This is a genomic window from Acetivibrio ethanolgignens, from assembly GCF_001461035.1.
In the GTDB taxonomy this organism is placed as follows: Bacteria; Bacillota; Clostridia; order Lachnospirales; family Lachnospiraceae; genus Velocimicrobium; species Velocimicrobium ethanolgignens.
Genome location: NZ_LNAM01000124.1, coordinates 23162 through 47311 on the forward strand (window position 1 = coordinate 23162; position 24150 = coordinate 47311).

General features: G+C 38.8%; 19 protein-coding genes, 1 pseudogene and 1 riboswitch. Of the genes and pseudogenes, 4 read left to right on the forward strand and 16 right to left on the reverse strand.

Annotation, left to right across the window (positions count from 1 at the left end):
• Window positions 1-6 precede the first annotated feature (6 nt).
• The 5 genes from ASU35_RS06785 to ASU35_RS06805 all read right to left on the reverse strand — a co-directional run bounded on the left by ASU35_RS06785 (window position 7) and on the right by ASU35_RS06805 (window position 7121).
• On the reverse strand, window positions 7-1401 hold the full coding sequence (locus tag ASU35_RS06785) for an NCS2 family permease (RefSeq protein WP_058352287.1): 1395 nt from the start codon (window positions 1399-1401) through the stop codon (window positions 7-9).
• Between the two features lie 62 nt (window positions 1402-1463).
• Complete coding sequence (locus tag ASU35_RS06790) at window positions 1464-2732, reverse strand: amidohydrolase family protein (RefSeq protein WP_058352288.1); 1269 nt, start codon at window positions 2730-2732, stop codon at window positions 1464-1466.
• 108 nt (window positions 2733-2840) lie between these two features.
• Window positions 2841-2937, reverse strand: a riboswitch (purine riboswitch).
• A 50-nt stretch (window positions 2938-2987) separates the two neighbouring features.
• On the reverse strand, window positions 2988-4085 hold the full coding sequence (locus tag ASU35_RS06795) for an HD domain-containing protein (protein ID WP_058352289.1): 1098 nt from the start codon (window positions 4083-4085) through the stop codon (window positions 2988-2990).
• A 23-nt stretch (window positions 4086-4108) separates the two neighbouring features.
• The gene (locus ASU35_RS06800) at window positions 4109-4756 is read right to left on the reverse strand and encodes an HAD family hydrolase (RefSeq protein ID WP_058352290.1); all 648 of its coding nucleotides are present in this window, start codon (window positions 4754-4756) and stop codon (window positions 4109-4111) included.
• 4 nt (window positions 4757-4760) lie between these two features.
• On the reverse strand, window positions 4761-7121 hold the full coding sequence (locus tag ASU35_RS06805) for an ATP-dependent DNA helicase (protein WP_058352291.1): 2361 nt from the start codon (window positions 7119-7121) through the stop codon (window positions 4761-4763).
• Window positions 7122-7313: 192 nt separating this feature from the next.
• On the opposite strand from ASU35_RS06805, the gene ASU35_RS06810 reads away from it, so the two are divergent.
• Window positions 7314-7964 carry a hypothetical protein gene (locus ASU35_RS06810; protein WP_058352292.1) on the forward strand — a complete coding sequence of 217 codons (651 nt, stop codon included), beginning with the start codon at window positions 7314-7316 and terminating at the stop codon, window positions 7962-7964.
• 100 nt (window positions 7965-8064) lie between these two features.
• On the opposite strand, the gene ASU35_RS06815 is transcribed toward ASU35_RS06810, so the two are convergent.
• Both ASU35_RS06815 and ASU35_RS06820 read right to left on the reverse strand, forming a co-directional pair.
• A complete protein-coding gene (locus tag ASU35_RS06815) occupies window positions 8065-8274 on the reverse strand; it encodes a hypothetical protein (RefSeq protein WP_058352293.1) in 210 nt (69 codons plus the stop codon).
• 14 nt (window positions 8275-8288) lie between these two features.
• Window positions 8289-8771 carry a hypothetical protein gene (locus ASU35_RS06820; protein WP_058352294.1) on the reverse strand — a complete coding sequence of 161 codons (483 nt, stop codon included), beginning with the start codon at window positions 8769-8771 and terminating at the stop codon, window positions 8289-8291.
• A gap of 264 nt (window positions 8772-9035) precedes the next feature.
• Between ASU35_RS06820 and ASU35_RS06825 the strand changes: the two genes are divergently transcribed.
• Window positions 9036-9389 (forward strand): DUF1292 domain-containing protein, encoded by a 354-nt coding sequence (locus ASU35_RS06825; protein ID WP_058352295.1) that lies wholly within the window; start codon window positions 9036-9038, stop codon window positions 9387-9389.
• Window positions 9390-9394: 5 nt separating this feature from the next.
• Here ASU35_RS06825 and ASU35_RS06830 read toward each other — a convergent pair whose 3' ends face one another.
• From ASU35_RS06830 to ASU35_RS06845, 4 genes are all read right to left on the reverse strand, one after another.
• The gene (locus ASU35_RS06830; RefSeq protein WP_058352296.1) at window positions 9395-11245 is read right to left on the reverse strand and encodes an ATP-dependent helicase; all 1851 of its coding nucleotides are present in this window, start codon (window positions 11243-11245) and stop codon (window positions 9395-9397) included.
• Window positions 11246-11253: 8 nt separating this feature from the next.
• A complete protein-coding gene (gene gltX / locus ASU35_RS06835; RefSeq protein ID WP_058352297.1) occupies window positions 11254-12735 on the reverse strand; it encodes a glutamate--tRNA ligase in 1482 nt (493 codons plus the stop codon).
• A 30-nt stretch (window positions 12736-12765) separates the two neighbouring features.
• Window positions 12766-13380, reverse strand: coding sequence for a cytidylate kinase-like family protein (locus ASU35_RS06840; RefSeq protein ID WP_058352298.1), 615 nt, complete (start codon window positions 13378-13380; stop codon window positions 12766-12768).
• Window positions 13381-13450: 70 nt separating this feature from the next.
• A complete protein-coding gene (locus ASU35_RS06845; protein ID WP_058352299.1) occupies window positions 13451-15040 on the reverse strand; it encodes a peptide chain release factor 3 in 1590 nt (529 codons plus the stop codon).
• A gap of 135 nt (window positions 15041-15175) precedes the next feature.
• On the opposite strand from ASU35_RS06845, the gene ASU35_RS06850 reads away from it, so the two are divergent.
• A complete protein-coding gene (locus ASU35_RS06850; RefSeq protein WP_058352300.1) occupies window positions 15176-16771 on the forward strand; it encodes a tetratricopeptide repeat-containing diguanylate cyclase in 1596 nt (531 codons plus the stop codon).
• A 100-nt stretch (window positions 16772-16871) separates the two neighbouring features.
• Here ASU35_RS06850 and ASU35_RS06855 read toward each other — a convergent pair whose 3' ends face one another.
• On the reverse strand, window positions 16872-17237 hold the full coding sequence (locus ASU35_RS06855) for a DUF6142 family protein (RefSeq protein ID WP_058352301.1): 366 nt from the start codon (window positions 17235-17237) through the stop codon (window positions 16872-16874).
• Window positions 17227-17688: a VanZ family protein gene (locus ASU35_RS06860; protein WP_058352302.1), complete on the reverse strand. Its 462-nt coding sequence runs from the start codon at window positions 17686-17688 to the stop codon at window positions 17227-17229. Before ASU35_RS06860 ends, ASU35_RS06855 begins: the two co-directional genes overlap by 11 nt.
• A gap of 723 nt (window positions 17689-18411) precedes the next feature.
• Between ASU35_RS06860 and ASU35_RS18590 the strand changes: the two are divergent.
• Window positions 18412-18612: pseudogene (locus ASU35_RS18590) on the forward strand (IS3 family transposase); the annotation flags it as partial.
• 418 nt (window positions 18613-19030) lie between these two features.
• Here the strand turns inward: ASU35_RS18590 and ASU35_RS06870 are convergent.
• From ASU35_RS06870 to ASU35_RS20125, 3 genes are all read right to left on the reverse strand, one after another.
• Window positions 19031-19624: a hypothetical protein gene (locus ASU35_RS06870; RefSeq protein WP_058352304.1), complete on the reverse strand. Its 594-nt coding sequence runs from the start codon at window positions 19622-19624 to the stop codon at window positions 19031-19033.
• A gap of 1 nt (window position 19625) precedes the next feature.
• Complete coding sequence (locus tag ASU35_RS20460; protein ID WP_058352305.1) at window positions 19626-23231, reverse strand: S8 family serine peptidase; 3606 nt, start codon at window positions 23229-23231, stop codon at window positions 19626-19628.
• A gap of 668 nt (window positions 23232-23899) precedes the next feature.
• A partial coding sequence (locus ASU35_RS20125; protein WP_242861221.1) for a transposase domain-containing protein occupies window positions 23900-24150 on the reverse strand: 251 nt, incomplete at its 5' end.

Consider the following 24150-nt stretch of genomic DNA (forward strand, 5'->3'; position numbering starts at 1 on the left):
ATATTATCAGGTCTGAATAAAGATATATTTCAGGATGAACAATAGGGAAAGCACATACATAAGTGGACTGATTTTCTTTTCCCTTGCTTTTCCAGATGCTACGTTAACTACAACATAAGAAATAAATCCAAAAGCAATACCCTCAGAGATGCTGTAAGCTAAAGGCATAATCAGCAGGCAGATAAATGCCGGTAAGCTTTCGGTTGCATCGGAAAAGTCTATCTTTAAGATAGAACCAGCCATTAAAAATCCTACTACAACTAATGCCGGAGCAGTTGCAAAGGATGGAATAGCCAAAAAGATTGGAGATAAGAACAATGCAATCAGGAATAAAGCTGCAGATACCAATGCTGTTAATCCTGTTCTTCCGCCTTCTGCAACACCAGCTGCACTCTCTACGAAGGTTGTAGTAGTGGAGGTACCAAACACTGCACCTGCAGAGGTTCCAAGTGCATCAGATAACAAAGCTCCTCTGATTTTAGGAAGATGTCCATTCTCATCCAGCATATCAGCCTTCGTAGATACACCAATCAAGGTTCCCAGTGTATCAAAGAGGTCTACAAACAGGAATGAGAAGATAACTACGATAAAATTAAAGGACATTAACTCGGACGGATCAATCTTAAAGCACTGTCCCAGTGTCGGCATTATACCAGGAATCCCAAATCCACTGGAGAAATCAGGAAGTGTGCTGTACATACCAAGCTCTGGATTAGGTACATATACACCCACCAATTCCAGAATAATAGCAACACCCCAGGTTCCTAAGATACCCCAGAGAATATTTCCCTTAACATTTTTAGCAATCAGCACACCGGTAAATAAAATACCAAGCAGTGCTAAAATAACACCTACACCTACAGAACGGATAGAGCCATCAGCGATTGCTCCCTTGAAGCTATAAAGAGTAACAAGCTTTGCTCCTGTTACAATAACATGTGCATTCTGTAATCCAATGAATGCGATAAACAAACCGATACCAACAGTAACCGCATGCTTTAAGGACATTGGAATCGCATTGAAAATCGCTTCACGAACGTTTGTCACAGAGAGAACAATGAAGATAATACCCTCTGTAAATACTGCTGCTAATGCCATCTGCCAGCTGTAACCCATACCAATAACTACAGAATAAGCAAAATAAGCATTTAATCCCATACCCGGTGCTAAAACGAATGGGTAATTAGATAATAACGCCATCAGAATAGTTGCAAAGGCTGATGCCAGAACGGTTGCTGTAAATACAGCTCCCTTGTCCATACCGGCATCTGCCAGAATGGATGGATTAACTGCAAGGATATACGCCATTGCCATAAAGGTCGTAATACCTGCGATGACCTCGGTTTTCACATCGGTATGGTTCTCCTTTAAGTGGAACCACTGTTCTAATTTCTGATTCATACTTTCTCCTCCTTCAGATTGTTTTTGAACACATGCCCTTATTCATGTGAACTGGATTTATCCTACCTTTTAGTACGAACACCGGAAACATATTTGTCATAAATATTCCGGTCATCAGAAAAATACACGATTCTTTCCAGTCTTTCTTTCACCGTTAATTTCTGTGGATGCGGTAAATTTGTATCATCCAGAACTACCGCATCAAATTCATAGCCTTCCAGAAAGCTGCCTATCTTTCCAAAAAAGGCTCCGCCACCCATAGTGGCCATGTAGAATGCTTCTTCTACTGTCAGCGGTTTCAATGTATCATCCACCAGTCTCCAGCGAAGCTTGGAAACCTGAATCGCATCTGCCATTGCTCTGAAAATAGATGTCACATGTCCACCTGCCACATCACAGCCAAGACCTGTCGGAATTCCCATATCCAGGAATTTTCTTACCGGAGCAATTCCGGAAGACAGATTTTCATTGGACTGGGGACAATGGGCGATAAACACGTTATTTTTCTTCATCAGAGCCAGTTCAGCCTCATTTGATGATACACAATGGGCCATAACCGTCGGACAATCACCTCCAAACATTCCAAATTTCGCATATGCCTCACCATAAAATCTGGTGTCAGGACACAGCTCCTGCACCCAGGCAATCTCCCCCTGATTCTCGGATAAATGAGACTGCATCGGCAGTTTATATTGTTTTTGAATATCCTTCAACCGTTCCATCAGTGCATCGGAACAGGTAGGGATAAACCTAGGTGTCAAAATAGGTTTGACAAGGGTAAAACGGTCCTTTATTCCCTCCAGCCATTCTACCGTTGCTAAAGCTGAAGCTTCAGCACTTTCTTCACATAAATACTCCGGTGAATTGCGGTCCATATTCACCTTACCTACCATAGCTCCTATCCCTGCATCCTCCAAAAGCTCCATCAGAAGAGTCGTCGCCTCCTTGTGAACAGTACCAAAGATACATGCTCTGGTAGTTGCTCCCCCTTTTAAATCCTCTACGAAATAAGTATATGCCTCCCTTGCATAAGCAAGGTCCTTATACTTGGCTTCCTCCGGGAACGTATGGGCTTCCAGCCAGTCTAATAATTCCATATCCATACCTAATCCGCGGAATGCGTACTGTGGTGCATGCATATGCAAATCTACCAAGCCTGGAATAATTAAACGGTCACCATAGTCTTCTATCGGAATCCCCTCAAATTCTTCTGGTAGACTTTCGTAAACTCTCTTTACTTTTCCCCGTTCACAAACAAGATATCCGTTCTCAACCGTATGAAGTGTGTCCTTATCTGTACTGTAGCAAATATGCCCCTTAATAATTGTCATTTCTCTGATAATAATTACCTCCTTGCGGGAACCAGGTAACCCCTTCCGATAATGGGGGGGGGAAGAACTGGGTAAATAAAAAACTACCGAAAAAGGTCACTGCTCTCCCTGTTAATAGTGGAGTCTTATAGGCAACTTTTTACGGTAGTTGGTAGATACGTTCACCCAATTATGAACTTATATAAGCCACTACTAACAATATACTATGCATATTTGCTTTTGTCAATCATTTTATACAATTTTTTTCTTCCTACCTTATTTTTTTTGTACAACTTGACCCATATATTGTTCTACGGCTTTTTTGTCGATAACAAATCTATTATCCATTGTCTTCATTAAATCCTTTACCTGGAGCTTCTCAAATATATCATCATAATACAAATCATAGATTTGATTATTCCAGAATCCAAGCACCATTGGACGAAGAATATTGCCGCTGTTCTCCTGTAAAACAACGCCTTTTTCACCATTTGTAAGTTCTACGCAGGTACCTGGTGCTAAAATATTTATACTGTCAATAAGTGCAAAAACAGCCTCCTTATTAAATCCGCTTCTTTCATCCATAAGATAGCGAATTGCCATTACCTCAGAATTTGGTGCTGTATTGAGGTGCATCGCCGTCAATTCATCATAGGCATAGGCTACATACAGAAGCTCCGTTGTCTTTTCTGTATTTTTATCTGCTTTATCGTCAATCCTGCGGAGAGTTTCGCTGATAATCGCACGAACCTCGTCGCTCATATCATAAGCAGAAGCCAGCAGGGAAATTCCCGCCTGATGAGACTGCGCTAAAAGCTCCTCATTATTCTCCATCTCTCTTAAAACAGTCTCACCCTGTTCTTTTACCAGCATAAGCTTTCCTATATCATGGAGAAGGGCCGCCATAATAACATTGTTCTGTTCACTGTTTCCCATACGCATCTTATGGGACATCACCGCCGCCAGAATCGCTGTATTTAAAGAATGCTTATAAATCTCATCCTCTGTACTTCTTAGGTTCTGCATAAAATTAATTTTATGATCCAGGCGTCCATAATTCCGCAGAATTTCGCCGGTCAGTCTTGGCAGGGAGGACGGATATTTTCCGCTGGTTACTGCCTGCAAAATCTCTCTGAGCGTAAATATCGCCATTGTCTGAAACCGTTCAAACTCAACGTCTTCCTCTGTCATTGGAGGTACCGGCTCTGCTGGTTCTAGAATATAGATACCGATTAGTCCGAAATTCTTGATGCTATAAATACCCTGCATCGTAAGCTTTGTGTCTCTTTCATACAATAAAACACCATTTTTGTTATAAATCGGCCTTGCCAGCCGCATCCCTGTCTTTAAATCCTCTGTACGAACAAACTGCATAATTTTCCCCTTTCTTCTTTGTTTTATAGTTCTAAAAGCTCTTTGGGCTCCGCTACAATCGCATCTGCGTGATTCGCCTCCAGCTCAGCTCTGTCACGAAATCCCCATAAAACTCCAACAGTAAACATCCCCGCTCTGTGTCCTGTTTCCATATCTACATTGGTATCACCAATATACATACATTCCTCCGGCTTTAGCCCAAAGCTTCTCGCCGCTTCCAGTGCCCCAAACGGATCCGGCTTCCTTGCAATCCCTTCTCTCTGGCCAACTACCATGTCAAAAACATCCTTACCAAAAAGCTTATCAATTACCTCCACCGTTCTTTCATGAGGCTTATTGGAAACCACCGAAAGCTTGATTCCCCGGACTTTTGCCTCCCTTAGAAGTTCTGGAATACCATCAAAGGGCTTTACCTTATAGGTACAATCCTTTTTAAAAACCATTTTATATTCTTTATAAGCTTTTTCAAACCATTTTCCTTCGGTATCCCCTGCAGCAGCTAAAGCTCTGTGAATCAAGGTATCGGCTCCATCTCCTGCAAAATATTTGTAGCTTACTATCGGCTGCGGCTTAAGTCCGCATGCCTCTAAAGCTTTATTCCCTGCCGTCCCGATGGATTCAACACTATCCGCCAGTGTCCCATCCAAGTCAAAAATCATGCCTTTATACATTCAATCACCCCTTTATCTCCTGCCAAAATTCCTTCAGCTTCTTTTGCACCGTATCAATTGTAACAATTTCATAAGGAAACCATTCCTGCGGAAACAGGCTGGTATACTGCTTTGTCAAAAAACGCTCGTCCAGAAGCAGTATAGCACCCTCGTCTTCATCTGTACGAATTACCCTACCAGATGATTGTAACACTTTATTCATACCATTGTAAAGATAGGCATACTCAAATCCGCTGTCTTTTTTTTCGTCATAGTAGCTGCGAAACAGTTCCCGCTCATTGCACACCATCGGAAGTCCTGTCCCTACGATAACTGCCCCTATCAGGCGGTCATTCTTCAAATCAATACCCTCACCGAAAATACCGCCCATCACACAGAAGCCAATTCTTGTGATTCCCGGTTCTTCCGTAAAATATCCCAGAAACTCTTCTTTTTCCGCTTCCGACATCCCGGCAGCCTGAACATACAGCTCCCATTCTCTCTCTAACGGAAAGCAGTCTAACACCTGCTCCATAAACTGATAGGACGGAAAAAACACAAAGTAGTTTCCCCTTTTTATCTGGACAAACTCTTCGATATATCTTGCAATTTTTCGGTACTCCTGCAGGCTTCTGGCCTTATAACGGGTACTAACATCTCCACCTACCATCAAAAGCCTCTTTTTTTTATCGAAGGGAGACAAAGCATACATTGCATAATCTCCTTCCTCTCCACCAAGCTGCTCCATATAATACTTTATCGGAAGAAGGGTGGCCGAAAAGAATATAGCACTCCTGCCCTTTGCCAGACAAAGCTTCAAATTATCAGATGGATCCATACACTGTAAATGCACCCGAAATTCATTCCCGGAATAATCTCCATATATCCGATACTTATCATTTAATATATCGTAAATATACAGAAAATTTTTTACCTCAAAATACAACTCCAGTATCTGTTCTCTGTTTTCAAAGGACGTATACTCCTGTAAAAATTCCTCCAATTCCGTAGAAAGCGATAAAAGACGCAAAACCAGCTCTCCTACCGAATCAAAGAGTTCAAATTCATCGCATTCACGCTTTAGCTTTAAAAATGCCTGATTACAGGCGGAAAGCTTTTTCTCCAGCTTTTTGCTAAATACCTTTACTAAGGCTCTGGCCTCTAAAAAGCGTTCCTTGTAAAGTATGGCACTGTACATTTCCCTGGCACGTTCTACCAGGTTATGTGCCTCATCAATTAGAAACAGATACTCATTTTTCTTATCTCCAGCAAAAAAACGCTTCAGCTGTGCCGATGGATCAAAGACATAATTATAATCACAGATAATCACATCTGCCCAGGTGGTCACATCCAGTGCCATTTCAAAGGGACATACGCTGTGTTTTTTTGCATATTCTTCTAGCAATCCCCGGGATATCTCCTCTTCTGAGGTCAGTAAATCAAAAACAGCATCGTTTACTCTATCATAATGCCCCTTTGCACGCTCACATGCAATAGGATTACAGTCGCATTTATCAAGAACACAAATTTTTTCCTTCGCTGTCAATGTGACATACTTAAGCTTCATCCCTTGATTTTTCAGTATTCGGAAGGTATCCTCTGCTACTGTTCTGGTAATGGTTTTGGCTGTCAGGTAAAAAAGCTTTTCGACCTTTCCTTCTCCCATCCCTCGCACAGAAGGAAATACAGTAGATATTGTTTTTCCAACACCGGTCGGTGCCTCAATAAACAGCTTTTTACCGCTTAATATGGTGCGGTACACTCCACTGACCAGCCTTTTTTGCCCTTCCCTGTAAGGAAAAGGAAAGGCCGCCGGAAGAATCGAGGCATTTCTTTCTTTCATCCAGCCCACCTGCCAGCATGCCCACTTGGCATATTCCTTTACCAGTCCATTAAACCAGCTCTCCAGCTCTTCTCTGGTATGTATCTGTTCAAAATACTTTATTTGCTCCGTTTCCATATTGCAGTAGCTCATCCGGGTTCCGATTTCTTCTCCCTTAAGCTTCAAAAGATACATATAGGCATAGCATTTTGCCTGAGCCAGATGCACTCCCACCGGCTCCACCATATGCTCTACCTCCCGGTAAACACCCTTTATCTCATCAATGTAAACTAACTCCTGCCAGGTAAATATGCCATCTGCCCGTCCCTCTATCGTAAGCTCTAAGCTCTCCCCTGTGTTTTCATCCAATATGGGCAACGTGATACTTAATGGCACCTCTGCCTGATAATCGCCCTTCTGCTCCTTTTGGATTTTCCGGTGGATACGGCTTCCCTCCTGCATTGCATCCTTATCTGCCATGCCGCTATTCCGGTTATCAATATCACCCTCCCTGAGAATAAATTCTACCAGATTCCGTACAGATATCTTTAATGCCTGCTCCACCCTTTTCACCTACTCTCGCAATAAAATCTCTCTATAAATTATACCCGACTTCAACAAGTAAAACAACAGTAGTTTTACTTGAAAAACCTCAAGATATGATTTACAATAGAAGTATACTAATTAGCTTGTGAAGTAATTCTTCCAGCAGCACAGCCTTCTGGAAATTTATCTGAAAAAGAAAGGACAAAAAATATGGCACATTTAGAAGACAGTACAATTAAAATTCAGTCTAAAAGCTCACCTTCTGTCACACTGAAGGTGATTCCTGGACATTTTGCTACCAATCACTCCCATATCAACTATTATATTGATATGACCACCTTAAAGACCCGTCAAAGCGAAGCTGCTGCTGTAGCTAAAAATTTTGTCGGTGACTACATTCACAACACTATTGTGGATACGATTGTCTGCATGGACGGCTGTGAAGTCATTGGAGCTTATCTTGCTGATGAGTTAAGCCGTGCCGGTATTCATTCTATGAATACCCATCAGACGATTTACATCGTATCTCCAGAGTATAACTCTAACGGCCAGATGATTTTCCGTGATAACAACCAGTCTATGATTACTAACAAAAACATCCTCTTATTGCTGGCTTCTGCTACTACAGGAAAAACCATCCGACGCTCCTTAGAGTGCATCAACTACTACCGCGGCCGTGTACAGGGTATTTCCGCTATCTTCAGTGCAGTTAATTCCATCAACGGACTCCCGGTACATTCTATTTTCCAGAGCAGCGATGTACCTAACTACACTACCTATCCATACAATGACTGCCCATTCTGCAAGGCAAGTCAGAAGCTGGATGCCCTGGTTAATTCCTATGGATATTCCAGAATCTAAGTTCTATGAGTAAATAACCTGTCCTCTGCCAAAAAGGGGAGTGCCACAAAACGGCTAAATTATAGCCATGGAGTGACACTCCCCTTTTTATTTCTTTACTTTATTCATTTTTACTCTTTATTAACATATACACTCCTAAAGCTGCAAATATCAAAGCCAATATCATAGTTACTATACTATCAATATGACCTGCCTCATAAGACATATTGAACCTCGTAAATGTAATTTCTGACATACGCAAACAAATTCTATCTGTTATGTATAAAAGTGTTGCAATTAAAAAGAAAATTCCAGCCGTGACTCCTTTCATTATTTTCCTCCTCTTTATCTATTCTTATAATTCCCATCTTCTTTCCATACATAAACACCATCAGGACAATAAATATTTTTCCCTCCTAAATTCATTTTAACAGTTACTGGGCTGGTAGAGGATACCTTTTGTCTGTCTTGTATAATTATTTTTGGCTTTCCTCCACGCGTTTTAAAATATTTTTGAGCTTCTCCTTTGATATATCTTAATTTAGGTTTAAATTCTAACCAAACTCTTTTTTTAGGTGGTACATTGATTGTTAATACTTCTGAAAAGCTACTATTATATTTCCAATTTCCTCCAACTGTTGCATCAAAAACTTCTTTGTATTTTCCAGTTAAAGAAAGATTAATTCCCCATGTCACACTGGTTGATGCAGTTATTTGCTTTGATTGCTTCGTACTGGTTTCATTAGCTGCATATGCGGAAATTCTTCTTGTGTCTCCCCATGTTGTACCACTTGCAGTCTTCACAAAACGATATTTGTAAGTAAACATCCCTCTTGGTGCTATGTTAGTCTAGACTACTTAATGGTAGTTACATTATATCTTCATTTCCAAAAAAATACAATATAAATCTGTAATGCTTTATTAAATTCCATATACAATTTTCGACAAACTTTGATATTTGAATCCATTTCCTCCTGAAAAAATTTGATTAAACTCTCAAATTCAAAGAATCTTCTTGCAATTTTTACGTTTATCTGTTACTCTCATTGTGAAGACTATTTATAGTACAAAATGTAAAGAGAGGTATCTATTATGAGTGAACATAATCACGACTGTGAATGTGGCTGTGGCTGCGGTTGCGGACATGACCATGACCATGAGGAAATGAGCGTTACCCTTACTCTGGACGACGGTTCCGAATTAGAATGTGCTGTACTAGCTATCTTTCCAGTAGAGGAGCAGCAATATATTGCTCTTCTTCCGCTGGATGATGAAGAGAGCACGGAAGGTGAGATATTCCTTTATCGCTTCAATGAAACGGAAGATGGCGATCCTGAGCTTTTAAGCATTGAGGATGATGAAGAGTACGAAAAGGTTGCAGATGCCTTTGACGAGCTTCTGGACGAAGCGGAATTCGATGAAATGTTTGAGGAAGACGAAGAATAATACATCTACTTCTTCATAATTTCATTTACGAAGCGTGAAGGCTCCACAGGCTTATTATACCGTTCTCTGGTATAATAGATGTGGAGCTCTTTTTTTGCCCTTGTCATAGCCACATAAAAAAGCCTCCGCTCTTCCTCTATATCCTCTGGGAGCGTAGCCTTCTGATAGGGGCTGACTCCTTCATTGGCATCCAGTATCCAGACTGCCTCATATTCCAGCCCCTTGGAGCTGTGCATCGTCTCCACTGCAACCCCCTTCTTCTGAAAATCCTGTTCTTTTTTCAAAAGCTCCAGCTGCCGTCCATACTCCTCAATATGTAAAAACCACTCTTCGTAGCTTCCACAGGCTCTGGCTGCCTCCATAATCTCATCCAGTATCTCAAAAAGTCCCTCCGGCTTTATCCTCCGGTATTCCGCATATTCCTTTAAAAAATCATCATAGCCAATCGCTTTTCTGATAAAGTTTACTGCTGCATATGGTTTCAGATTCTTAAGAACCTTCATATCCGCTTCCAGCTGGTCAATCCGATCCAACATCCACTCCTTATCCTCGTAGAACCATCGAAGTCCCTCAAATTCAATAAAAGGTTCTTCTAAAGCATCTCTTCCAATATAACGCTTCGGACGGTTTACAATTCTTAAAAACAGACTCCTCTCTCGGTTTCCCAGAGCAATCTTTATATAAGACAGAATATCCTTTGCAATCCAATGCTCATAACGGTTCGGTATGCGGTCGCGGATATAAAAAGGAATATTATACCTCATAAAAATCTCTGCAAGCATACCTGCCTGTCCATTGGTACGCAAAAGCACTGCCATATCCTCATAAGCTGTGCCACCCTTAGATAGCAGCAGAATGTCCTCCATAACCTGACGATTTTCCTCGCTTAACATAGAAAATTCCTTGATTTTTACCGGTTTCCAGCCTGTCTCTGCCTTTTGCGGTGCCGGAAGAATCTGCTTTTGATAGCGTTTTTCATTGTGAGAAATCACTCTGGCTGCAGCCTCCAAAATAGTCGGGCTACACCTGTAGTTAATATTTAAAAGAAGCTTGCGTCCCTCCGGGAAATCCTGAGAAAAATTCAGCATAAGCTCCGGTCTTGCTCCCCGAAATCCATAGATGGACTGATCATCATCCCCTACAATGCAAAAATTGTTATGGGGCAGGGAAAGAAGCTTTACTATTTCATACTGAAGCCGGCTGATATCCTGAAATTCATCCACCATAATATAGTGAAATCTTTCCTGCCACAGCTTAAGAATATCCTTCCGCTGCGAAAAAAGCTGGTAGCAGTATACCTGCATATCATCAAAATCTATCATCCTTTTACTAAGAAGCATATCCTGATATGCTTTAAAAATCCTTCGGAAGACATCTGTAGAGCAACAGGCTGGATAATAGTGCTCCAAAGGCATAAGCTCTGCCTTTACCCGGCTGATTTCCAGCTCCAGATTTTCAATTAGCTCCTCTTCATCCTGAGCTTCCATAGAAAAGCTTCTTGCCATTTCCTGCAAAAATTGCTTTTTCAAGCCCTCCGGAATCACATTTTCTGCCCGGTAGCCATAGGCATGCTTTAAAATAGAAAAAAAGACAGCATGAAAGGTACCAAACTGTACCCTTGTTCTCTCCTGTCCTATCTCTCTTAAAAAACGTTCCTTCATTTCTCTGGCTGCTGCCTTGGTAAAGGTAACTACCAGTATTTTTTCTGCGGACACACCCTTTTCAATCAGCCTTTTTGTCCTCTCTGTAATTACAAGGGTCTTACCAGAACCGGGCCCCGCTAACACAAGCAAGGGCCCGTCCCGGTGTTCAATGGCTTCTCTTTGTGCTTCATTAAACCGATTCTTTTTTATCATGAACTTCCTTATTTTTCTGTCTCTAATTTGGCAATGGCCTTTTTGATACGGTCAAGACTTTCTTCCTTACCGATAATCTCCATAATCTCTGTCGCACCACCTGGTGTCATCTGCTTACCAGATACAGCAGTGCGGATAGGCCACATAACATAACCATTCTTATAGCCCTTTTCTTCTACGAACTTCACCAGCATAGCATACAGGGCATCATTGGAATAATCCTCCTGGGCTTCCAGTGTCGGAAGAATCTCCTTTAATACGCTTAAGGAGGTCTCTGGATTGGTCTTCATCTTCTTATGAGTATACATGGATACATCGTACTCTGGCACTTCCTCAAAGAAATCAATCAGCTCCTTAATATCTGGAAATACCTCTATACGAGTCTTTACCAAAGCTGCGATTTTCTTCAAATCCATGTCCTTTGTAATAACCTCTTTGATGTACGGCTCTGCCATTTGATAAAATTTATCAAACTCCATAGCCTTCATATATTCGCCATTCATCCATTTCAGTTTAACCATGTCAAAAACAGCTGGTGCCTTATTGATACGGCGATAATCAAAGGTCTCAACCAGCTCCTCAAGGGAGAAAATCTCTCTATCCTCTGACGGACTCCAGCCAAGAAGTGCTACAAAGTTTATCACAGCCTCGGTCAAAAAACCCTGTTCGATTAAATCCTCATAGGAGGAATGGCCACAGCGTTTACTTAGCTTCTTATGTTCTTCGTTCGTAATCACCGGACAATGTACATAAACCGGAATCTCCCAGCCAAAAGCCTCATACAGACGATTATATTTTGGAGTAGAGGAAAGATATTCGTTTCCACGTACTACATGGGTAATGCCCATCAAATGGTCATCAATAACATTCGCAAAATTGTAAGTTGGGAAGCCATCTGACTTAATCAAAATCATATCATCCAGTTCTTCATTTTCTACCGTAATATCCCCAAAGATGACATCATGGAAGGTAGTCTGTCCCTCAGTAGGGTTATTCTGCCGGATAACGTATGGCATTCCTGCTGCCAGCTTTGCCTCTACCTCTTCCTTGGATAGATGGAGACAGTGCTTATCGTATTTTACGATTTCCTTGCCTTCACCATCTTCACCGCTGTCGATGCCCACAGCAGTTCTTAAGGACTCCAGCCGTTCCTTTGTGCAGAAACAGTAATAAGCTTCTCCCTTTTCTACCAGCTGCTTTGCATATTCAAGGTAAAGTCCCTGGGCCTGACGCTCACTCTGAACATAAGGGCCTACGCCACCATCCTTGTCAGGGCCTTCATCATGAACCAGTCCGGTCTTTTCCAGAGTACGGTAAATAATCTCCAAAGCTCCTTCCATAAAACGCTCCTGGTCTGTATCCTCAATACGGAGAAGAAAATCTCCTCCCTCATGCTTTGCAATTAAATATGCATACAATGCAGTTCTTAAGTTTCCAACATGCATCCGGCCGGTCGGGCTTGGTGCAAATCTGGTTCTAATCTTATTCATCTTTCCAATCCTCTTTTTCGTTTATTTATTTTAATTGCACTTTTCAACAAATACTTTAATCAGAGCTACTGACTCATCAATACCAACACACTCTGTCTTTACTGCCAGATCATAGTTGAACATATTGCCCCACTTCTCACTGGTATGGTAATTATAATAATTTGCTCTTCTCTTGTCATACTTCATGACCTGTTCTGCGGCCTTCCTTTCAGAAATACCATAGAGCTTCGTTGCACGATTAATTCTGAAATCCAGTCCTGCATAGACAAAGACATTAACTACATTTGGTACATCCTTTAAAACATAATCCGCACAGCGTCCAACAATAACGCACGGGCCATCCTCAGCTACTTTACGGATAATATTGGACTGTGCCAGAAAAATCTTATCATCCAGGGATAAACTGGAAAAGCCAAAATCCTGGCTTCCGTAAGCATTCATCCCCATAGCAATGGAATATAACAGGCTGTTTGTCGCCTTTTCCTCTGCATGCTTAAAAGCAGCTTCTGCAAAACCGCTTTCCTTTGCCGCCCTTGAAATAAGCTCATTATCGTAAAAAGGAACTCCAAATTCTTTTGCCAGCTTTTCACCAATTTCTCTTCCGCCGCTGCCATACTGTCTGCTGATAGTAATTATTTTGTTCATAGTGTTCCCTCCATTTCTTCTTTGCTATATAAAAGTATAGCACATTTTGGAGTTTATGAAAATATCAAAATCAATTCTTTCCAAATTCTGAAAGCACAAGACCTTCATTTCGCTCCAATACTGTCTTAACACTCCACGGGTGAGTGAAAATAAGCAGTGGATTACCCTTCAAGTCTTTAATTTTCTTTGTATCCGAAGTGACACTTAATTTATTTACATCAATTTCCTTGTTTTCAATCCAGCGAATATGCTCATATGGCAGTGGATCCAAACGGATTTCTACACCATATTCAGACTCCAGACGGAATTTTAATACATCAAACTGAAGGACACCGACAACACCAACGATGATTTCCTCCATACCGGTATTAAACTCCTGGAAAATCTGAATCGCACCCTCCTGGGCAATCTGCTCGATTCCTTTAATAAACTGCTTTCGTTTCATGGTATCCATCTGGCGTACCTTGGCAAAATGCTCCGGTGCAAAGGTCGGAATACCTTCATAGCAAAATTTATCCTTTCCTGTATAAAGGGTATCACCGATAGAGAAAATACCCGGGTCAAATACACCGATAATATCTCCCGCATATGCCTCCTCCACATGCTTACGTTCCTGTGCCATCATCTGCTGCGGCTGGGTCAGACGAATCTTTTTGCCTCCCTGTACATGAAATACCTCCATACCAGCCTGGAAGCTTCCAGAACAGATTCTCATAAATGCAATTCTATCTCTATGAGCCTTGTTCATATTAGCCTGAATCTTAAATACAAAGGCAGAGAAGTCCTCACTGAATGGATCAATTTCCCCTTTATCCGATTTCCTAGGCAGAGGGGAAGTTGTCATATCCAAAAAGTGCTTTAAAAAGGTCTCTACACCAAAATTGGTCAATGCGGAACCAAAAAATACAGGAGAAAGCTGTCCTGCACGAACCCTCTCCATATCGAAGGCATCACTTGCCCCATCCAAAAGCTCTATTTCCTCCAGAAGCGTCTGATGGTTTACCTGTCCAATCAGCTCATCCACACGCCCATCTCCCAGAGCTACCTCTATTGTCTCTACTTCCTTTTGTCCATTATTCGCTGCCATAAACCGGGAAATTGTCTTGGTATTTCTATCGTACACACCCTTAAAATTCTTTCCTGAACCAATCGGCCAGTTAATCGGACAAGTACGGATACCCAGCACCGTTTCAATTTCGTCTACCAATGTAAAAGGATCATTCGCCTCCCGGTCCATCTTGTTAATAAAGGTAAAAATAGGAATCCCACGCATAACGCAGACCTTAAATAGCTTAATTGTCTGTGCCTCAACACCCTTAGAGCCATCAATAACCATAACTGCAGAATCCGCTGCCATCAGGGTACGATAAGTATCCTCAGAGAAGTCCTGATGACCTGGCGTATCCAGAATATTAATACAATAACCATCATAATTAAACTGCATAACCGAAGAGGTTACTGAAATACCTCTTTCCTTTTCAATCTCCATCCAGTCAGAAACTGCATGCTTCGCTGTTTTTCTTCCCTTAACGCTTCCTGCCAGATTAATGGCTCCTCCATATAAAAGGAACTTTTCTGTTAATGTTGTCTTACCAGCATCCGGATGGGAAATAATGGCAAAGGTACGACGTTTTTCTATTTCTTTATTTAAATCGGCCACGATAAAATCCTCCTAAATCAAATTCATGCACGACCTTCATTCTATCTTACACGCTTTTTCTTGTCAAGTATTGGTATCTTTTCTTTGTTTTCTATTACACTATATATAAGTATTATTTTTTATGAGGTGTATATCATGAATTACGATATCTATAGCCAGGAAATACAAGACTGCATAAACAAAATACGAAAGACCCGAAGCACAGATGTAAAGATTATCCTTAGTTGCTGTCAGCAGCTCCTTGATTATGGTAAAAAATATAATGACAGCCAGCTTCTTGGTTTTTCCTATTACTATATAGCTGAAGCTTACTATTTTTCCGGTGACTCACAAAAACAGCTGGTTAGCCTTTTTAATGCATTAGAATATTTGAAAATTTCCCAGGACCATGGGTTGCTTGCCCGCTCCTATAATCTTCTGGGAATTCTTTCTAATACACAGGGAAACCCAGGTTCCGCTCTGGACTATTATTTGCAAGGGTTGGCAATCTGTAGCTCTCACAACCTTGATTATGTTACTGGTATGATTTATTCCAATATATCTACCCTGTTTTCAGAGGTTGGCAACCACAAAAAGGCTATCGAATTTTTGGAAAAGGCCATCGAAAATTATAACAAGCCTGTGCCTACCCAGGCTCTCATTAGCAATTTGACATCCTCCTATCTGGCTCTGGGTCAAAGCTACCTCCATTTAGAAAATCTTTCAGAGGCTATTAAATGCATGGAAAAGGCAGAAAAATACCTGCCACAGATTCCAATAGAAGATATCGGTATTACTATCTTTGTTTTTAAAGCTATGCTGGCAGATGTCCTTGGAAATACGGTTGAAAGAGATGCCTGTATCCAGGAAATCGTTGCTATGTCCCTACAGGAATATTCGCTTCTGACCTTTTATGATGACTTTTTGACATTACTCCATTTTCTGCAGAATATAGGCAAAGACAAGGCTCTTATGGAAATTATCGAACCTCTGGAGGATATGGCAGTAAAGGATGGCAATCTCCATATCCAGTTAGAGCTTGTCAAGGTTAAATTAGACTACTATCAACGGACAAACCAGGATTTCCTTTTCCTGCATACAGCCCGCCAGTTTTACAATTTATCCCTAAAGCAGGAGGCCGAAAACCAGAAAAATATTTCTGCCTCTATAGACCTTCGTTTTTCTCTCCTGGAGCTTCAAAAACAGCAGAAGAAAATCAAAGCTGAAAACCAAAGGCTTATCATCAAATCCGAGTCTGACGCTTTGACCGGTCTTCCTAACCGTTACAAGCTGAACGACTACGCGGACACCCTTCTTACAAAAGCCTTTCATAATCAGGTGCCCTTTACCGTTGAAATCTTAGATATTGATTATTTCAAGCAGTATAATGATACCTATGGTCATCCGGCTGGTGATGAATGTCTGAAAGCGATTGCCAGAGAATTAGATGTCATAACATCAGAGGATGTTTTCTGTGCAAGATATGGCGGTGATGAATTTATTATCCTGTACTATAACAAAACAGAAAAAGAGGTTATGACTCTTGCAGAGCTTCTCAGGCAACGTATCTGTGATCTTCAGATTGAGCATAAAAATTCCCTGGCCGAGCCTTTTGTTACCATTACCCAGGGAATTGCCTTGCGAATTCCAAACTCCGGAAACCGCATGTGGGATTTTCTTCATATAGCTGATAACGCTCTTTATGACGGTAAACGTAACTGTCGAAATAGCATCACCATCAAGACCTTTTAACTAAAAAAGAGTTTGCAAAGCAAACTCTCTGCCTGTGGCGGTCCGCGAAAGCGACATCTTCCGCACCGCCGCAGTGCAATCCTTAGCGGAGCTGTTTTTATTATATAATTGCTGCCCCCATTACATAAAGGGAGAGCAAAAACAAGGTTAATATTCCATTTAAAATACTTCCCATAATTGGAAACCGATAATGAATTTCTTTTTTTCTAAATGCACAAACTGCCAGTCCAAAGCCAATAACAGAAAAAACCATTGCCAAAGTCCCCAACACTCCGACGATAAGACTTCCCTGCCCCATTGCCTGTTCCGACATAGCAATTCCAGTCACAGTCAGCACTGTAGCTCCTATTCCCATGCAAAAGGACGTAATCCCTTCTACCGGATGTAGCTTATCCGAAAACTTATACTTTCCACTTCTTGCTTTTCTCGCCTTTCGCGGAATTCGCACTCTCCGGTTACCTGCCATGCCCTCGCTTCCTTTCCATTCTTTTCCCTATATAGTAAATTCCATAACCCAGAATACCCCCTAGCGTATTCATGGCAATATCATCCACATCAAAAATACCGACCCGGAACAAAAGCTGAAGTATCTCTATTGTCAGTGTGAGCTCCAGGCTCAGTAAAAAAACATTCAAAAATTTCTTATTTTTCGGACTGATAACCGGCAAAAAAAAGCCAAAGGGTGCAAATGCTGCTACATTCATCACCACATTCAGCAAAAAGTAGCTTATATTTCCATTTTCCAGACAATACAACGCTCTCTTTATCTCCTGAAATAGAACCAGATTATACCGGTACTCACCAGAGCCACTCCGATGCAGCCCTTCGCTAAAAAACAGGAAGTATGCCATCCCTGCCAAATATATAATAAAAGCGATCCAACTGATCCGCCTTATCCACTCTCTCTTTTTCTTCATGACGTTCCCCATTCTATCAAAACAAGCAGAAAATTCTGTGCTTATTCATTATATCGAAAAGTATTTCCGATGTAAAGGGGAGTATGCTAAAATTTTGGGTTGTAGATTTGTTTCGATTTTCAAGGGACGAAAAGAGTGTTGGTATTATAGCTCTTAAGCTAGGACTACGAAGGGCGATAATTCTAAAAAAATGCATATAATTTACTACAAGCGACGAGTACGCGGACATTCGACCTCCTGTCTCAGGTCCGCTCAAAAAACCTCCGTGTTTTTTGCCTCTGTGGGCTATGCATTTTTAAGAATTATCAGCCCTTTACCGTATAGCTTATTCACTATAATACCAACACTCTTTTTTGTCTCCTGAAATTCAAAAAATCTACAGTCCAAAATCATTCAAACAGATTTATAACCTGGTAAAAGTAGAACATATGCTTTTACCAGGTTAGCGTTTTACTTGGAATGATAAGAATTTTGCTTTATGCATTGAAAGCTTTTAGTAAATGTAAATTCTTTGATACCAGACAGGTTCTGCAAAGATTTTGCTTGCGATATTGCGGAAGTGAGTTCGAAAATCGCTCCTTAGATGTTCTTAAAATCGAAGGCTTTCCTGAGATTTTATATAGAACATCTTAGGAGAAGTTGAGAAGGAGCGAGCTATCGCAAGCAAAACTTTGCAGAACCCGTCTGCTATATAAAAGAAATTACGTAACTATTCAGAACCACCCTTATGATAATGCATGTATAGAATCTTTTCATTCTGTTCTTAAGAAAGAGGAAGTCTATACCACTACTTACCGTACATTGGAAGAGGCAAAAACAGCGCTCTTTGAATATATAGAGTCATTTTACAACCGTAAGCGTCGTCATAGTGCACTTGACCATAAAACGCCACAAGAGGTTGAAGATGAGGCTCTAGCAGCATAATGACAATTCTCCTTGCATCCAAGCATGCAGGGAGAATAAAGTTCAACTTTTTGTGTCCAAGGTATTGACATAGGTCCAATATGGCTCTACCTGATGAAGATAGACTTACTTTAAGAAAAATCATAAAGAAATCTCCTCATTCAAAAAATGCTGGAATAAAGCATAGGAAGAAAGGTAAGAGAAGATAAAATCGTATAAAAAACTACCAAAATCTTTTTTTATTAAGGTAGTTTTTTGTTTGATTTTATTAACAATTACAAAATTTTAATATGCTAAATTCCCAATTAAGAATTATTTACTATGTGGTAATAACCTAATTTCAACAATGTCATACGATGTATCAAAAGATAATAATAAATTGTCTTTCCTTATTTCATTCATTACAATAAATCTTAATTTTAAAGGAACTGCTATAAAATTAAGATTTATTGTTTTTTTTGTACATTTTATCTAAATAATTTTCTTTTAAACTTTCTTCATACCAGGCGTATATCTCATTTGCTTGTTCATTATTTGTCTTTCCAAAAGTTTTATCAAATTCTCCTAAACATACAGATTTTATATTTTTATTTTTATCATAATAAAATCCATAATATGTTATAAATTTGGTTTGAACCTGAGGAACGGCTTCAGGGTATATTAATTTTATTTTATCCTTATTTGATATTTCATAAAGTTTTTTATAATTTTCCTTCAACTCATTTAGATCACATTTTTGTTGAAATTTAATATATTTATCCAATTCCCCTTTTTTATATTTTTCAAAAATCTTATTTGCATTTTTATCATAATATGCGTATATATATTTATCCATGGTGTAATAATTTCCCTTGTTGTCATAAAATGCAGTTGCAGTGTCTACTTTATATTCTTCTGAAACATCTCCATAATCAACAACTTCCATGAAAACAATAGGTGGCATTTCTAATGGTGTGTTGGACGTTTTTTCTGCTTTCACTCCACTACAAGCAATCAAAAATACAGACAAAATAGTTAGGATAATTCTACTCATACTATTTCACCTCCCTTGGATCGGAACAATTATAAAACGCGTTAATAGATTTTATTCCAGCATTTGTAATTTCAAACACTTTCCAAACATTACCTTTTTTTCCATTAGGAACACTAAACGTTTTTATCAAAGTGTTTCCTGAATAAACGTGTATTGTAGCACCGGAATTAGATAATATTGTAGAATCATTTTGGCTTCTATTAGTATAATCATGAACAGAGTACACCAGTTTAGAACCATTTTCTACAACATCTGCATTCACTGTAGTTGTTACTGTTTCTGGTCCATAAGAAGATGTATCATCAAGGTCTAATTTAGCTACTATCTTACCTTTTTCTGAAACTTCCTTATTGCTATAATATACATGAAATCTTTTTTCCTGTCCATTATAACACGTCAAATGTGAATCCAAATCGTTAGGTTCGTTTCCCCAAGTTAATACTATTCTATATTCATCTTCTGACAAAATAGGTGTCATTACCATATCTATTTGTGATAATACAGAATACTCTCCGCTTGCTCCAGAAATTACGTTGTAATAGGCTGTGATATATCCATTTCTACTTATCTCAGCAGTATACATTCCTTTTCCAACCTTTATAGCAAAATCTCCATCCGAATTAGTACTGCCAGTTATTTCTTTTCCAAATAAAGTTTTTAAATACGAACCGCTATATTTATTCCATCCTTTACGTAACTTTATTGTTGCTCCATCTATTACTTGACCAGTCAAAGCATTTTTTACATTTCCTTGAACTTGGCAATCTTTATAAATAGTTACATTCCAAATACTTAAAAATATAGTTTCCAAATATGTCGTTTCCTCAGGAGTTATTACTACATCATTATATACATACGGTAAATATCCGTCTTTTGATATTACCAAATCATATGTTCCCTGAGGTAATTTTTGCACAAAAGTTCCTTGTTCATCAGAGTTAAATTGAAAATGATATTTTCCTAAATTATAATCCCCTGTATTTTTACGAATAGCAGTAATTTTTACATCGTTTATAACTTCACCATTTTCTTTTTTTGTATATCCTGTTACTATACCAGAAGGCCAGTTAATTTCATCATTTTTTTGTGGAGCATTTATCTCTTGTTTGTATGCACCTAAAGCATTAGGTATCAAATAAGTATATCCACCACTTGTAACAGATTTGGTGCTACTTCTTGATAGGTAGTCCTTTATATTACTACCATCTAAATTTGGATTTGCTTGATACATCATAGCTACTATTCCTGCAACATATGGGGATGCCATACTTGTTCCATTCATCGTTTCATAACTATTATTAGGAATAGTACTTAAAATAGATTGCCCTGGAGCAACAAAATCCACTCTACTCCCTATATTACTAAAATCTGTTATACTGTAATTATCATTTCCATCATTTTTTATAGCTCCTACCACTATTATTCTTTTTTTAAGATTTACATCATTTATGGCAGAAAGATTATAGTTATAATATGCATCGTAGTTTCCACTATATACGGTTTGATTTGTTCCATCACTTGTTTGATGTCTCCTTATTCCGTATGGTTGTGTGTTATCAATTACAAATTCATCATTATTACTATTTCCAGCAGAATTACATATAACAAAATCAAAACCTTGTGAAACTAATTTACTTAAAAATTCCTCCATAATATCTGCTTGCTTCTCAATAAAAGTTTTAGCTTTATCTGAATTAATTTTATCTAACTCAGGATGACTAGCAATAAAACCTATATGCACATCTTTAAACCCCAAACTCACATTTATAACTTTAACATTATTACCTATAAGCGTTACATAGGCATATTTGTTTCCCATCGAACTTCCAGTTTCATTACCTGAAAATGAATAAGCATATAATTTAGTATTTGTTGAAACTCCAGACACTCCAATTCCATTATTATGAGTTGCAGCTATAATACCAGCAACGTGCGTGCCATGCGTTTCTTTTCCTACATCATCAGTATTATTTGATATATCATCAAACGCTAAATCCTCGTGAGCTTCGTCAAAGCCTTCATCATAAATTCCTACCTTAACACTACTAAAATTATCTCTATAATCCCAAGCTGATGGTACATTAAGGGCTTCTAAACCCCAGTTATTACCTTCTGGATTCTGTTCATCCCACGGATCGTCTTTATATTTAGCATCGTTGCTTATGGCTTCAATTTTTACATCTGAAGACATATTAAGCGTAACTGTGCTTATAAAAGAATAACTATTTAAATAGTCAGCTATATCACTAATTTCATTTAATGTTTTATCATTTGTAAATTCTATCTGGTAGTCATTTGTTAATTGTATATAACCTACTATATTTGCCCCTATTTCTTTGCAAATATCTTCTATCACACGTTTTTCTAATCCCTCAAATGCACTTATCAATAGCTGATTCTTAACATACTTAACTCCAGATTCTTCATCAAAAACTATATCTTCTGGTTTTGGTTGTTTATAGTAAGCTTCTCCTATATCTCCAAAAGGTTCTTTTTCTTTTTCTTTAATTTTTCTCAAATTAACTATATATTTTGAATTTTTTTCTATTGGTTCATTTTTATATTCATTACCATCGATATCTAGAATCTTGATTGTATATCCATTTATATTCTTTATATTGAGAGTTTCTTCTGCATTTACCTCAACTACTTTTGGTAATTCAATGCCTTCTGGTGCATTCTCATACTCTAATTCAACATCATAAGTTACACCTGTTATTTTTATATGTGGTACATATCGTATTTGTTTTTCTTTTGTACTATATGTGCTTTCTGATGGTTCGTATACATCTTTTAAGCCATAATCTGTTGTTATATATCCTTGTAGCTTGGCTCCATTATCCAAGTGTTTCTTTATATAGTTTGCTAATTCTTGTCTTTTTGATGTATTTGATGCATCTACATCATATACATTTCCTATATATTCTTTTTTAGTTAAGCTATTTACTTTTCTTTCTCTTTTGTATCCGTCCCATATTACAAGTTTTGTTTCTTGATATGCGCTTCCTCCTGCATACCCTTTTTCTGTAAAGCCTTCATTTCCGTTATATTCTTTAAAGGCTTCTTCTATGCTTTCTTTCCAGCTTGAAAAGTCATCATTTCTGCTATACTTATTATCTACTCTTACTATGCCTATGTTTGATAAGCTATTTTCATCTTTTGGCAAGCCTTCTGTTCCTTGTTCCCCAAACTTTTCTAAATCTACGAGTAAATATCCTGTCATATAGTCTGAACTACCCCAGCCCCAGCCTAAATCTCCATTTTCTTTGCCAAGTGGTCTTGTATATTTTCCGTTATTTACCATATGTCCGAACAATGGTCCATAAGGTACTACGCCTTCCCATCTACTTTCATATTTCATACCCGGATTTACTGATGAACGTCTATAATCAATTTCTTGAATATCAAAGGTTCTGTTATTTTCTGCACCTCTAAGCTCTATACTTGTAGGTGTTGTTGTTTCTGCAAAATCTAAATTTTCGCTACTTACAACTTCTTCACTTGATACTGATGTTTCGCTTTGTGCGAATACATCACTTGGCATCATAGTTAATAGCATAGCAAAACTCATAACAACACTTAACAGTTTTGTTTTTAATCTTTTCATAGCTACTCTCCTTTAATTTTAATTATACTTTGATAAATAAACAACTTGGTAAAATCATATATTGCCTGCTTTTAAACTTATCCATTTTTTATCATCACCCCTTTATAAATTTTATTAGCCATGAGCAAAACTCCACATATTCAGTATTTATAATGACAAAAAGCATCGTGGCTGCACAAAATACATAACCATTCCTGATGATTTAAGACTCTCTGCCGATAGAAACAGTAAGTACTTTAAAAGCACCTATTCTCTCCGCACAGAATGCGAACGATACAATTCCCGTTTCAAAAATACAGGGCAGGAACGAATGTGGGTAAGAAATAAAAACTCTGTCGCAAACTTAAATACGCTCGCACATATCAGTTTGCTGGCAGTTGCGATTGCAGCAATCACTACGCATTCCAGTCAGTCTTACCGCAAGCTAAAAACAGTAAAACGAATCACATAATTTACGACAACTCAATACTGCCTAAACTTCGTAAGTTTTGGACTTATGTTAGCTTTGCTATTCTCTTAAATATCTATGTGCATAAACAAGTCGTACTAATTGCCAAACCTCAGATTTTTATTCGAGTGTTTTGCTCATCTCTAAATTTTAAAAAGTAAGTGCTTCAAAACACAGCGTTACTGACAAACAACTGTCATTCTGCTATGATATCAGTAAGCTATTTTTTGAAGTTCTTTTTATGCTTATGTATAAGACGGCAGCTTTCAGGCAGTTTATCTGACCATGGGAGCATATCATCTATGATTTCAGGATGATTGTAAAAGTCTGCATTTGGCATTTCTGTAAGCAGATAGTCAAGATAAGCATATACATTTAAATCATTTGCTCTGGCAGTTTCTACAAGCGTATAAAGCACGGCATTTGCCCTGGCACCATTGGGGGTATCAGCAAAAAGCCATGCACGTCTTG